The 12,394-nt window shown below is 68.9% G+C and carries 15 protein-coding genes; 12 read left to right on the top strand and 3 right to left on the bottom strand.

Annotated features, from left to right (window positions below; translation table 11 throughout):
• From RIE08_05515 to RIE08_05495, 5 genes are all read left to right on the top strand, one after another.
• Positions 1-438, top strand: a 438-nt coding sequence (locus tag RIE08_05515; GenBank protein MEQ8717051.1) for a hypothetical protein, incomplete at its 5' end; no start/stop codon positions are given.
• Positions 389-970 (top strand): sigma-70 family RNA polymerase sigma factor, encoded by a 582-nt coding sequence (locus tag RIE08_05510; protein MEQ8717050.1) that lies wholly within the window; start codon positions 389-391, stop codon positions 968-970. The genes RIE08_05515 and RIE08_05510, both read left to right, overlap by 50 nt.
• Before the next feature lie 173 nt (positions 971-1,143).
• Positions 1,144-1,512 (top strand): glutathione peroxidase, encoded by a 369-nt coding sequence (locus RIE08_05505; protein ID MEQ8717049.1) that lies wholly within the window; start codon positions 1,144-1,146, stop codon positions 1,510-1,512.
• A gap of 141 nt (positions 1,513-1,653) precedes the next feature.
• Positions 1,654-2,283: a hypothetical protein gene (locus RIE08_05500; protein MEQ8717048.1), complete on the top strand. Its 630-nt coding sequence runs from the start codon at positions 1,654-1,656 to the stop codon at positions 2,281-2,283.
• Positions 2,280-2,546 carry a hypothetical protein gene (locus RIE08_05495; protein MEQ8717047.1) on the top strand — a complete coding sequence of 89 codons (267 nt, stop codon included), beginning with the start codon at positions 2,280-2,282 and terminating at the stop codon, positions 2,544-2,546. Before RIE08_05500 ends, RIE08_05495 begins: the two co-directional genes overlap by 4 nt.
• Positions 2,547-2,757: 211 nt before the next feature.
• On the opposite strand, the gene RIE08_05490 is transcribed toward RIE08_05495, so the two are convergent.
• Positions 2,758-3,897 (bottom strand): ScyD/ScyE family protein, encoded by a 1,140-nt coding sequence (locus RIE08_05490; protein MEQ8717046.1) that lies wholly within the window; start codon positions 3,895-3,897, stop codon positions 2,758-2,760.
• A 166-nt stretch (positions 3,898-4,063) separates the two neighbouring features.
• Between RIE08_05490 and RIE08_05485 the strand changes: the two genes are divergently transcribed.
• A complete protein-coding gene (locus RIE08_05485; protein MEQ8717045.1) occupies positions 4,064-5,227 on the top strand; it encodes a low temperature requirement protein A in 1,164 nt (387 codons plus the stop codon).
• A gap of 17 nt (positions 5,228-5,244) precedes the next feature.
• Here RIE08_05485 and RIE08_05480 read toward each other — a convergent pair whose 3' ends face one another.
• Positions 5,245-5,667, bottom strand: coding sequence for a hypothetical protein (locus RIE08_05480; GenBank protein MEQ8717044.1), 423 nt, complete (start codon positions 5,665-5,667; stop codon positions 5,245-5,247).
• A 159-nt stretch (positions 5,668-5,826) separates the two neighbouring features.
• On the opposite strand from RIE08_05480, the gene RIE08_05475 reads away from it, so the two are divergent.
• Positions 5,827-6,285, top strand: a complete 459-nt coding sequence (locus RIE08_05475; protein MEQ8717043.1) for a CBS domain-containing protein — start codon at positions 5,827-5,829, stop codon at positions 6,283-6,285.
• Positions 6,286-6,294: 9 nt separating this feature from the next.
• Here the strand turns inward: RIE08_05475 and RIE08_05470 are convergent, their stop codons facing one another.
• Entirely contained in the window at positions 6,295-6,774 is a 480-nt protein-coding gene (locus RIE08_05470) for a CarD family transcriptional regulator (protein MEQ8717042.1), read from the bottom strand.
• A gap of 127 nt (positions 6,775-6,901) precedes the next feature.
• Between RIE08_05470 and RIE08_05465 the strand changes: the two genes are divergently transcribed.
• From RIE08_05465 to RIE08_05445, 5 genes are all read left to right on the top strand, one after another.
• Positions 6,902-8,062, top strand: a complete 1,161-nt coding sequence (locus tag RIE08_05465; protein ID MEQ8717041.1) for a hypothetical protein — start codon at positions 6,902-6,904, stop codon at positions 8,060-8,062.
• A 971-nt stretch (positions 8,063-9,033) separates the two neighbouring features.
• On the top strand, positions 9,034-10,590 hold the full coding sequence (locus RIE08_05460) for a DNA methyltransferase (GenBank protein MEQ8717040.1): 1,557 nt from the start codon (positions 9,034-9,036) through the stop codon (positions 10,588-10,590).
• Positions 10,591-10,610: 20 nt separating this feature from the next.
• Complete coding sequence (locus RIE08_05455; protein MEQ8717039.1) at positions 10,611-10,934, top strand: hypothetical protein; 324 nt, start codon at positions 10,611-10,613, stop codon at positions 10,932-10,934.
• Between the two features lie 12 nt (positions 10,935-10,946).
• Positions 10,947-11,960: a hypothetical protein gene (locus RIE08_05450; protein MEQ8717038.1), complete on the top strand. Its 1,014-nt coding sequence runs from the start codon at positions 10,947-10,949 to the stop codon at positions 11,958-11,960.
• Positions 11,957-12,388, top strand: a complete 432-nt coding sequence (locus RIE08_05445; GenBank protein MEQ8717037.1) for an HIT family protein — start codon at positions 11,957-11,959, stop codon at positions 12,386-12,388. The genes RIE08_05450 and RIE08_05445 overlap by 4 nt, the downstream gene beginning before the upstream one ends.
• Positions 12,389-12,394 lie beyond the last annotated feature (6 nt).

Raw genomic sequence — 12,394 nt, 5'->3', positions numbered from 1 at the left:
GTCCGCCGGATCATGCGGGGCCGCCGGATCATGCTGGGCCGCCGGATCATGCTGGGCCGCCTGAGGGTGCTGGTCCGCCGGAGGGTGCGGGGCCTCCCGATCATGCTGGGCCGCCTGAGGGTGCTGGTCCGCCGGATCATGCTGGTCCGCCTGAGGGTGCTGGTCCGCCGGAGGGTGCGGGGCCTCCCGATCATGCTGGGCCGCCTGAGGGTGCTGGTCCGCCGGATCATGCTGGTCCGCCGGATCATGCTGGGCCGCCTGAGGGTGCTGGTCCGCCGGATCATGCTGGTCCGCCGGAGGGTGCTGGTCCGCCGGAGGGTGCTGGGCCGCCGGAGGGTGCGGGGCCGCCGGATCATGCGGGTCCGCCCGCCGGGAAGGGCGGCCCGAAATGACCGACCAACGGTCGACGCCGACCCCGACCCCGGAAGCCAGCGGTGACGCCACGCCGCCTCCGGACAGTGGCGATGCCGAGGTCGTCGAGCTTCCCCTGGAGGATGCAGGTGACCTGTACAGACTGTTCTCGCCCGCCGTCCTCGGCTACATCCGGGCGCATCGGTTGCCGGATCCCGAGAACGTTCTCGGCGAGGTCTTCTACGAGGTCGCCCGGGATCTCGACGGCTTCAGAGGCGACCGGGTGGCGTTGCGACGGTGGGTATTCGCCACCGCGCACCGCAAGGTCGCCGAAGCCGAAGGTGGCCCGGCCGACCGTGAGGATCTACGGGCCGACATGGTTGATTCCACACCAGGTCTGCCGGCGTCGTCAGGGCCGGACCCGGACCTCGTGGAGGCGCTCGGCCGACTCACCGAGGACCAGCGTGAGGTCCTCGCTCTGCGCTTCGTCGCCGACCTCCGCCTCTGGGAGGTGGCGGACATCACGGGCCGTTCGCTCAGCGCCGTCAAGGAGCTCCAGGCCCGGGCTCTTCGGCGCCTGAACAGACTGCTGTCCTCGGAAGCCCTGCCGTCCGAGTGAATCAAGAACGAACCCACTTCACGGGGCGAGTCCGGTGCCGGCCAGCGCCTACGCTCTCATCCATGACGACCATGCATGACTTCCACATGACATCGATCACCGGCGACGACGTCGATCTGGCGGACTACGAGGGCACCGTGTGCCTCGTCGTCAACGTCGCCAGCCGCTGAGGTCTGACCCCCCAGTACGCAGGTCTGCGTACCCTCCACGAAGACAACGCCGATGCCGGTTTCGCCGTACTCGCCTTCCCGTGCAACCAGTTCGGCGCACAGGAGCCGGGCACCGACGCCGAGGTCCTCGAGTTCGCGACCTCCAACTACGATGTCACGTTCCCGATGTTCTCCAAGATCGAGGTCAACGGAGACGGCGCCGCCCCGCTGTACGACTTCTTGAAGGCGGACGCACCCGGCGACGACGACCACGGCGACATCACCTGGAACTTCGCCAAGTTCCTCGTCGGCCGTGACGGGCACGTGATCGCCCGGTTCGATCCACAGGTCACCCCCGAGGAGATCGCCGAGATCCTCCCGCAGCACCTCTGACCGTCACTCGTCTGACGACTGTTGCAGTTGACGCGCGAAGTGGTTCTGTGACTAATGGCCGCGCCCGCTCGGTGCGACAATCGCGCCAATGGTGCCGAGTGGTTCACGAAAGGGCGAGCCGCTGTGAGATTGTCGCCCATCGTGATTCTCATCGCCTTCGTAGCAGCGGCATGTGGTTCGGCGGCTCCGACGGCAACCGACGACACGGCGTTCGGTCTGATCCGCGATCGCCAGGACAAGCTCGACGTCCTCGATGTCGACGGGACACTGGTCGAGATCCTCACCGAGCCCCAGCAGCCCGGCCGGGTGATTGTCGAAGCGACCGTCGCCGAGGTGGCCAACGGCGTCGGCATGTTCTGGACCTTCGACGACGAAGAGAACGAGCTGCGCCGCATCGTCGCGTTCGACGACGAGGAGGCCGAGGTCCGCTCGGTTCACCTGACGCTCCGGGTGAACCATGTCGTCGCAGCGGCGGCCGACGTCTCCGTATCGGCGGGCGACGAGGTGGTGGCGGGGCTCACGGTCGACACAGCTGCTGAGACCCAGGTGTTCCGAAGGGACCTGGAGGACCGGTCGTTCGTGTTCTTCCTCCAACCCAGCGTGGTCTTCGACTACGAGCCGGACCTCTACGGGATCGCTCTTGCCGGTTCCCTCATCTGTGAACGCGGTGACACCGTCGAACTCTCGTGCCCGGGCCTGCAGCCCGACATCGCGACGACCATGAAGATCGCAGAGGTCACCGAAGCGATGCTCGTGGCGGTGCCCGGGTGAGGGAGGTCGCCGCGGTCGGCATCCTGTTCGCCGTCGTGATCGTCCTGTTGATCGTTGTGCCACTCGCCGGGGTCGATTCCTGCAAAGCGGAGAACGACGTCGATGTCGACGAGAGCTCGGAGGATGTGCTCATCAGAGTCCCTGTCCGCAAGGAGGAGTGCGACGTGGGTAACTCGGCCAGCGTCGTTCTTGGCGCCCCACTGGGGGAGCGAGATGTCGTCGATGCCTTCACCGGCGAGGTCGAGCCCGTCGCAGATAGCTAGCCCTCGGTTCAGCGAGCGAGGAGTCGATTGGACGGATGCCTCGCCCTACGGCACGGACGGGATGGGCCAGCCTGACAGGTTGCGGATTACGAACCCGTCGAGGAGCGGCACGCGCGGGCCGAACTGCCCGCACGGGCCCGCCACAGGGCGGGTCCGAGCCGCGGAGTCAACCGCGGCGGCGGACCCGCCCTTCACCTGATCAGTCCCGGGGTCAGACGCCGGTGAGCTCGACCACCTGGCCGGCGCCGGTGAGGATGCTGTTGACGGTCATGAAGATCCGTCCGCCCTGCGAAACGTAGAGGCCACCGGGGAAGAACAGGCCGTCCATCAGGAGCTCCGCGTCGCCCTTGTCGCCGCCGCCTGGAGCGAGCCGCCACAGCGCTCCCAACGTGTCGCTGAGCAGTCCACCCGTGGAGAGTTCCAGCACGTAGAGACTGCCGTCCGGGCCGAAGGCGAGGTCCATGATGTTCGTGAAGCCTGTCGCGTACGCGTCCATGGCGCCGGTCCCCGGGTCCACCCGGTAGACGTTCGCGGAGCCCGGTGCGAATGGGAAGCCGGTCAACTGGCCCACGTAGTACCGGTTGTCCGGCCCGCGCACGACGCTCGTCGGGACCGCCTGCGCCGGAATCTGACCCGGGCCGAACGGGTTCGGTTGCATCTGGGTGGGGAACGTCGCGATCGCTTCCACCCGCCCGTCGCTGTGAACCCTGACGAGAGAGTTCCCGCCGGCATCCGCCACGACCACACGGCCTGCCTCACTCACGAGCGAGTTCGGGTTCGAATCCGGGCCTGCTCCATCGGGGTCCGTCTCCTCGAAGGCGGCGGGGTCACCGAGGACCCTGAATCCGCCGCGCATCGGATCCTTGCGGATCAGGACGGTGCCGAAGCGTGCTGCGTAGGGGAGCCCGGCGGCGACCTCCGCCCGTTCAGTTGCGCCGGCGCCGAGGCCCATGCTCACGAGCAGGCGTCCGTGTTCGTCGAACGCCACGTCCGAGGGGCCGCCGCCCTCGCTTCCGTCGGGCGCCGCCGCGGACGGCAGACGATCCGCCACGCGACGGACCAGACCGCCCGACAGGGTCACCTCAGCGACCGAGCCGGTCTGCCCGAAGCAGGTCTCGCCGCCTTCCGGCCCCTCGGTCACGAAACAGAAGTCGGTGCCGCCGCGACCGGACTCGGCCACGAACAGTGTGTTCCACGGGCTCAGCGTGAGACCGCGGGGGTTGTTCAGCCCGTCGGCGACGACGGTCAGCCTCGGGCCCGGGCCAGGCCCCGCGAGCTGCAGGGCATTCGCGGTACCGAAACCTGAGGCCAGGACGGCAACCGCCACGAACAGTGCTGCGAAGGTTCTCATGGGCAACTCCTCCCGATTGGACCGGGCGGTGGGTCGAGATGACGTCGCTACGGCCCCATGGCGCGCACGCTACACCTGCGTGTGGCAGCGTGCCGGCGCGTCGTTACAGAGGTCGGAAGTGTCGGGATCCTGCGGTCCACAGGGTCGCCTTCTACACTCCGCCGCCATGAAGGGCATCGAGGTTCCCGAGCGCGAAGAGGACTTCACCGCCGATCCGGTCGAACTGTTCTTCGACCTGGCGTTCGTCTTCGCGTTCGCCCAACTGGTCGGCCATCTGATCGGGAATCACGACTGGACCGGGGTCGGAGAGGCCGGGCTGATCTTCCTGTTGCTGTGGCTTCCGTGGTCACAGTTCACCTGGGCGGCCAACGCTGTCTCCGGGAACGGTCGCCTGGTGCGGCTTCTGTTCCTCGTCGGTACGGCCGTGAGCATCCCGATGGCGGCGTCGGTGACGACGGCCTTCGACGACGGCGGCCCCGTCTTCGCGATCAGCCTGTGTCTGATCTACGCCCTGGCCCAGGGCACGCAGTTCCTCGCCGCCGAGCGGGGGAGCGCCTACCACGTCGCGGTGCTCACCTGGGCCGTTCCCCAGACGCTCGCCCTGGGCGTGTTGTTGGTGGGGGCCTTCGTCGACGGGTCGGCCCGCGTCGGGTTCTGGGTGGCCGCACTCGCACTGGTGACGATCAACATGATCCGCGCCGGGCGCAGCGAGTGGATCGTGCGCACCGGACACTTCGCCGAGCGCCATGGCCTCATCTTGATCATCGCTCTGGGCGAGGTCATCGTCGCGATCGCCAAGCCCGTCGCCGACCTCCTCGAGGAGGGCGAAGGCCTCTCCGGTGTGAGCGTCACGGCTCTGGTCGCCTCGGGGGCGTTCGCCGCGCTCCTGTGGTGGTCGTACTTCGACCGGCCGGGCCCCGCGCTCGAACACCGGGGCGAGGGGCTCGAAACCGACCGGGACCGGGGGCGCTACGCCCGCGACGTCTACTCGTGGGCCCACGCTCCCGTCGTCGCCGGCGTGATCCTGTCGGCCGCCGCGCTCGAGGAGATCACCCTGCATCCCCGTGACGCGGTTCCCGACTCTTTCAGACTGATGTTCTTCGGGGGCCTCGCGCTCTTCGCCTTCGGCGTCGCGATCGGAGTGTGGCGGGCCTTCCGTGCCGTGGCGATGGAACGGCTCGCTGCGACGGCACTCATCGCCGTGGTCCTGGCGGTCGCCGGATCCTGGGATGGCATCGTCGTGTTGATCGTGGTCGACGCGATCCTTCTGGTGATGCTGATCGCCGAGCACGTGCGGATCGAGCGACCTCGTGAGGCCGCCGGCGCCTGACGCCGACGGCCCCGGGGTCACTCTCCGAGGACGTCGCGCCAGGTGCCGTTGGGCGGCGGCTGCGTCTCGGGATCACAGACGTCGAAGGGACCGACGCTGACGATGTAGAACTCGCAGCCGTCCGGGCCGGCGCTCTCGGAGCCATAGGCGGTACCACCGCGGACCCAGCGGATGTCGCCGGGGACGTAGGTGCCCTCGCCCTCCACGCCGAACTCACCCTGGGTGATGATGTAGATCGTGTCCGAGGGGTGCCAGTGCCCCGGGAACTTCGAGTTGGGTGCGAACTTCGTCAAGAGGAAGGTGTTCCCCGACTCCGGGTCCACGAGCGTCTTCGTCGAGGCACCGGGCGGGATGAATCCCGTCTCGTCCACCACCTCTTCCCACGGCTGCGCGTCGACGTTGATGATCTGCATCTGTGAGAGTGGACCGCGTTCGGCCATCGTTCGTCCCCCTGTCATCTCGTCCGGTCGATCCGGACGACCGCTGATCGTAGTGACCACCGACGGCCGCTGGCGAAGCCGGTCATTGGCACCGGCGGTGTTCGCGGGGCATTGTGATGGGGCTGGCAGATGCCGGTTGCTGTGACAGAGGAGAGCGACATGCCCGACGCCTATGACCCTGTGCGGTCCGTCGCCGCGTTCGACGTCGTGTCGGCGACGACCCACCACACGGTGCGCGACCTCGCTCAGTTGATGGCTGAGAACAACTGTGGTGCGATCGTCGTCACGATGCGCGACGGTCAGGTGGCGATCGTCACCGAGCGCGACATCGTGATGTGCCTGGCGTCAGGACAGGACTCCGACGACGCCTGGGCGGTCGATGCCATGTCGCATCCGGTGCTCGTCGTCGACCCCGACGACGACATCATCGACGCCGCCGAGCTGATGATCGAAGGCGGCGTGCGTCACCTCATCGTCGAGGACACCGAGAACGAGCGGATCGGCGTGGTTTCGGTGCGTGATCTGCTCGAGCCGCTCGTCGAGAGCATCGACGATGCGGATCTCGACGACGATGATCTGGACGACGACGAGGAATCCGAGGACGACGGCGAGGAATGACCCGCCCGGTCAGGTGAGGGTGCCCTCGACCTTTTCGAGGGCCTCGTCCTCGGTCACGTCGAGCGCGAAGCTGAGCTCGGACACGAGAACGCTCTTGGCCTTGGTGAACAGCGTCTTCTCACCGGCGGACAGGCCCTTCTCCTGGTCCCGCAGAGCGAGGTTCCGAACCACCTCGGCCACCTGGTAGACGTCGCCCGACTTCAGTTTCTCCTGGTGGTTCTTGAAACGCCGGCTCCAGTTGGAGGGCTCGCGGATGTCGCGTTTGCGCAGCACCTCGAAGAGGTCCTCGACGTCTTCCTCGCTGATCGGCCAGCGCATGCCGACCTCTTCGGCCTTGTCCACCGGGACCGACAGCATCATCTCGCCGTGGGCCATCCGCAGAACGAGGTATTCGGTCTTCTCGCCGAACACCTCCTTCTTCTCCTTGCGCTCCACCACGGCCGCGCCGTGGTGGGGGTAGACGACTCGGTCACCGACGTTGAAGGTCATCGTTCTCCCGCTGATGCGGCCTCGACAGGGGCGTTCCAGCATGCCAGCACCACGGGCCGGTTGCACCCCCCGGATCCCCGACGGCTGCGCCCGGTCACGTCGTCGGTCGGTCTGTACCGTAGGGGCCGTGAGCGACGACGCCATGACGCCTGACGCAGCGGCACCCGCGGACGCCGTGACGCCTGACGCAGCGGCAGGCGGCGCCGTGACACGTCGGCGTCGCCCGCTGGCGTGGATCGCCGCCGCCGCTGTGGCCGGTGCCGCCGCGGTGCTGTCGGCGGTCCTCGTCGCCGAACCGGATGTCACCCTGGTGCCCGCGCGGGTCGTCTCGGCAGATGTCGAGGTGACGGTGCCCGAGTCGGTAGCGGCGATGGGGGTCCCTGCCGTCCGCACGACCGAGCCCTACGAGGGTCTCGGCACCTGGCTCGACGTCTTCGACTTCTCGCCGCCGTACGGCCCGGGGGGAGAGGCTGCTCTCGACCCGATCGTCCTCGATGAGATGGCGGCGCAGGGTGTCCGGACCGTCTTCATCCAGGCGGCGCGTCTCGAGGAACGGTCGCCTGACGTCCTCGAGGACCGCTGGGTGCTCGCCGAGATGCTCATGCGCGCCGATGCAGCCGACATCGACCTCGTCGGCTGGTACCTCCCGTTCTGGGGCGACGACGGGGAGGACCTGGCTCACCTGAAGGCGATCGCAGACTTCACGTTCATGGGGTTGCGATTCGACGGGATCGCCGTCGACATCGAGTGGAACGCCGACGGTCTCGAACCGGCGGAGCGCAGTGATCGCCTCGTGAGGTTGTCCCAGCAGCTGCGCGACCATGTCGGTCCTGACACGGCCCTGGGTGCGATCACCATGCCGCCGGTGCTGCTCGAGGTCATCAACGAGGACTTCTGGCCCGAGTTCCCCTGGGCCCGGCTCGAACCGCTCTACGACGTGTGGATGCCGATGAGCTACTGGTCGTTCCGGTCCGACGAGTCCGGCTACGGCGACGGCTACGCGTACAACGAGGAGAGCACCCGGCGGCTGCGCAACAACCTCGGTGACCCCGAGGCTCTGGTGCACGGCATCGGCGGCATCGGTGGCGTGGCCGACAACGCCGCAACCCTGTCGGGGCCGGAGCCGCTCGCTGAGGTCGAGGACCTGGTCCTGTTCGCACAGTCACTCGTGGACACCGCTTCGATCGGTGGCTCCATCTATGACTGGCGGACCCTGGACCCCCTTGCACGTGAGACCCTCGACACGCTGTTCTCGGACGGGATCGCAGCCGGCCTCGGCGCCGGCTGAGAGCGTTCCACCGCACAGCGCCGGGTCTGCGAGCACGGCCTGGGAGTCGGCCGGCAACAGGGCGCGTACGGCTTCCGCCAACTCCGCCGGTTCCGGAACGAACGACGCGACCCAGCGGGCGAAGGAACCGGCGTCGAACCACGCGGCCACCGCCGGCGCGACGTCCAGCCAGCGGTGGCGGCCGGCCACGACCTCGGTGCGGACGTTCTCCCATGTCACCGGCATCTGGTCTCGGGCCGTCACCAGAGCGCGGGGCTCGGGTCCGACCTCGGAGGCGAGCGGGTGGGCGGCGAGGATCTCCGACCGCCGCAGCCCCGTCCCGTCCTCCAGGGCCATCGCCACCACGTTGTCGAGCCACAGCGCGAGGACCACCTCGTCCACCGACACCCGTGCCGGTGGGGTGGGTAGACCCAGCACGCGGCGCGCGAGGTCCAGCGCGGTGCCCGCGGCCGCCTCGCCGACCGTGGACACCACGGCGCCACGTCCGATCTGCACGCTCGCCGCGCCAGCCCGTCCGACGCCCAGCGCCATGCGCACAGGGTCACCATCGGGAAGGGCCGGGTCCGGCCGGGTGGTGGCGACGATGATCCCCTGCCAACGGCGGGGGGCCGTGGCCCCCAACATGTCGTCCACCGTCGCGCCGAGAACCTCGACGTCGATGGGTCCATCGTCGTGGGGGTGGACGCCGACGACGACGTCGCCCATGTCGGTCGGTGCAGCGGCGAAGCGGGTGGTGAGCGATACGAGCGCGTCCTCGGGAATCGTGCGGCGCATGGGTTGCCTCCGTTGTGAAGAGTTGGAGGCGACCGCTGACGGGGACCGCGAACCGGCGACCAGCAGTATTCACGGGATGTGTGACAGCGGCCCGGTGCCGTGCGGTGGCCGCGCCCGCTGTCACACCCCCTCCCTAGGATCGCCGTCGTGGGGAGTCACCACTCCTACGATTGGACGATCACAGAAGGGGAACCGAGGTGAGCGACGCGGCCGACGCGGGCGAGGTGAGCGAGGCGGGCGGTCGCCCGTCGCGTTCGAGGTCGACGGCCACCCAGAGCTTCGGGGCGGGCCGGCGTGAGAGCCATGACGCCACCGCGTTCTACGAGCGCTTCACCCCACCCGTCATCTCCGACGACGACGACGTGCGTCGCCACGACGTCCCGGCGGCCGTGCTCGGGTCGCCGTGCCGCCACGGGGACGCCCGTGACATGGCCGATCTGCCCGACGGGTCGGTCGCCCTCGTGGTCACCTCGCCGCCGTACTTCGTGGGCAAGGACTACGAGCAGATCGTCACCGGTGGCGACGACGCCATCCCCACCTCGTACCTCGAGTACCTCCAGATGCTCCACGACGTCTTCGCCGAGTGCGTCCGAGTGCTCGAGCCAGGCGGGCGCATCGCCGTCAATGTCGCGAACCTCGGGCGCAAGCCGTACCGCAGCCTCTCGGCGGACGTCATCAAGATCCTCCAGGACGACCTCGGCCTGCTCCTGCGGGGCGAGATCATCTGGCAGAAGGCGGAGGGTGCGAGTGGTTCCGTCGCATGGGGTTCGTTCCGTTCGCCCGCCAACCCGGTGCTGCGTGACCTGACGGAGCGGGTGATCGTCGCGTCCAAGGGCCGTTTCGACCGGGCCCTGTCGGCCCCCTCACGCCGCAAGGCCGGCCTTCCGAACGAGGCCACCCTGCCCAACGACGAGTTCGTCGAGACCACGCTCGACGTCTGGAAGATGCAGGCGGAGTCGGCCACACGCATCGGACACCCGGCGCCGTTCCCCGTTGAGCTGCCCCGGCGCCTCATCGAGCTCTACACCTACGTGGACGATGTCGTCCTGGATCCGTTCATGGGTTCGGGCACCACGCTGGTCGCCGCGGAGCGCACCCGGCGCGCCGGGGTTGGTTTCGACCTGGATCCGGAGTTCGTGGCACTCGCCGAGACGCGCCTCGCCCGCGAGCGCGAACGGGGCACCCGGCTGCGTGCCGTGCGCGGCGAGCAGGGTTCGTTCGACCTCGGCGAGCTCGACCTGTCCGAACTGGACGACGACGAGCGCCAGGATCACTTCCAGGCGCGGGCGGTCAAGGAGGGCAAGAAGGCCCACGACATCGCCGAACGCATCCTCACCGAGGCAGGCTTCGTGGTGGACGCCGTCAAGGCGAAGGTGAGTGCCGCCGGCGTCCAGTTCAACTTCCGGGTCACCTCCTCCGACGGCGGCAACGAGTTCTACGTGGACGTCTCCGGCGCGTTCACCACCGTGCGGCCCGGCCTCATGCGCACCGACACGCTGTGGAAGACCCTCGGGCGGATCCACGCGCTGCACGGGGTGGACCCCGACGCCCGCGTGCTCGTACTCACGTCGAATCTGCCCCGCCGTGGCTCGGAGGGGGACAAGGCGATGCGGGCGGTCGGTCCCGCCGCTGTCTTCGACGCCATCGAGATGTTCGACCCGACTGCTCTGGACCGCCTCGTCGCCTACGGGACCGAAGGCGTGCGTGAATCCCTCGAGGGGTTCTGGGACGCCGCGGACCTCGACCGGCTCTGACATGGTCCGTCGGCTCTGAGATGGAGGGCGTCGCCTACGCCGTCGTGCGCGAGGACCCGCCGCGTGTCTTCCTCGCCACCGACGTCGAGGTACTCCAGCGTGTCCTCGCCTTCGAACTCGTCGGTCGGCTCGACCCGGCCGGAGTCTCGCAGGGAGTGGTGGAGGACCTGCGGGCGGCCCTGCTCGACGAGCGCTGGGCCGACGCCGTGCTCACATGGATGGACCACTTCGAGGTCGCCGTCGACGTCTATACGCACCTGCCGGTGCACTCCGCCGACGAGTTCCCGGCCGAACTCATCGGCGCGCAACTCCAGTTCGCGCCCATCTTCCGCGGCTCACCCTGATCTAATCGGACCGTGCCGGCGCTGCGAACCGAGATAACCGAGATCGTCACCGGGCTCGCGATGCTCGGCTACAGCGACCTCGACCACGCCCTGTCCGTGCGGCCCCACGTCGTCCACAACGTCACCGACGACCACTTCGCCCGGCTCAGCGCCGCCCGGCGCTCCGGCGACTTCGACGACGAGTTCCGGCTCGCCTGGACCAACGGCTTCACCTTCGCCGCCGCCGATGACGGCCTGCGTGGCCGTCCCCCATGGCGTCTCGAATGGAAGGGCCCGCACAGACCGCCCGGCTACGAACAACTGCCGGCGGACCTGCGGGTGGACCACGTGTACCTCATCAGCTGCAAGTACGGCTCGAACATCCTCCACAACACCTCACCCGCCAACCTCTTCGACCGCCGTCTCGCCGAGCGGGGCGGATCCGGCGCCGACTGGTTCGCCGAGGTCGCGCCCGAGGCCTACCAGGCGTTCTACGACGTCTGCCGTACCGATCTCGGCGGAGACCTCCCCGGTCGGGTCAGCGACCTCGACGCCGGGCACCGGGCCACGCTCAAGGCCGGCCTGCGCTCCGGGCTCTCCGAGGCGGCCTCGGAGGCCTACCGCTGGCTCGCCGCCACGGTGGGCACGATGTCCGCGCGTCGCTGGCTCGAAGGTCTCGACACACCCGCGAGACGTCGCGAGATGCTGTGGCGGCTCCTGCGCCTCGAGGCGGCGCCCTACTTCGTGCTCGGCGCCGCGGCCGACGGGACGCCGCTGCACTACCGCCTCGGTACGCCGTGGGACTTCGACGAGCGCTTCGCCGTCCGCAGTTTCGACGCATGGGGTGACGCCGTGGGACAGCCGCTCGTGCGTTGGCGGGCGGACATCACCGACAAGGTCCGGGGCAGCCGCCGCCGCGTCGAGGGTCACGTGGAGGTCCGCTGGAGCCACGGCCGCTTCGCCAACGTGCCCGAGGCCAAGGTCTACCTCGACACGGCCCACCACGACGTCGCCGGGTACTTCCCACTCACAGGAGATCAGCCGTGACCGTGTCGGACCCGCGGTGTCTGTTCTGCCGCATGATCGCAAGCGAAGAGTCCGCTCACGTCGTCGCCGACGATGAGGTCGTCTTCGCCATCTTGGACCACGCGCCGCTCTTCGTCGGCCACGTCCTCGTGATGCCACGTGACCACCACGTCACGCTCGCCGACCTGCCGGCAGACCTCGTCGGGCCCTACTTCACCCGCGTGCAGCGGGTGGCGGCGCTTCTCCCGGAGGTGACCGCGGCCACCGGCACCTTCGTGGCCATGAACAACCTGGTCTCGCAGTCGGTCCCGCACCTGCACACCCACGTCGTCCCCCGCCGTCGGGGCGACGGCCTCAAGGGGTTCTTCTGGCCGCGGACCCGCTACGACTCCGATGCCCACGCGGCCTCGGTCGCCGCCGACCTGCGCGCGGCCTACGAGGCCGCCTGAACCCGG

Source organism: Acidimicrobiales bacterium (assembly GCA_040219085.1).
GTDB lineage: Bacteria > Actinomycetota > Acidimicrobiia > Acidimicrobiales > JAVJTC01 > JAVJTC01.
The sequence above is the reverse complement of the archived record's forward strand: the minus strand, read 5'-3'. Positions and strand labels throughout refer to the sequence as shown.

Coding starts and splice junctions, on each gene's coding strand:
- RIE08_05470 (MEQ8717042.1), bottom strand. CDS start 6,774: ATGACCTTCAACGTCGGTGACCGAGTCGTCTACCCCCACCACGGCGCG.
- RIE08_05455 (MEQ8717039.1), top strand. CDS start 10,611: ATGGAGGGCGTCGCCTACGCCGTCGTGCGCGAGGACCCGCCGCGTGTC.
- RIE08_05510 (MEQ8717050.1), top strand. CDS start 389: ATGACCGACCAACGGTCGACGCCGACCCCGACCCCGGAAGCCAGCGGT.
- RIE08_05485 (MEQ8717045.1), top strand. CDS start 4,064: ATGAAGGGCATCGAGGTTCCCGAGCGCGAAGAGGACTTCACCGCCGAT.
- RIE08_05490 (MEQ8717046.1), bottom strand. CDS start 3,897: ATGAGAACCTTCGCAGCACTGTTCGTGGCGGTTGCCGTCCTGGCCTCA.
- RIE08_05480 (MEQ8717044.1), bottom strand. CDS start 5,667: ATGGCCGAACGCGGTCCACTCTCACAGATGCAGATCATCAACGTCGAC.
- RIE08_05475 (MEQ8717043.1), top strand. CDS start 5,827: ATGCCCGACGCCTATGACCCTGTGCGGTCCGTCGCCGCGTTCGACGTC.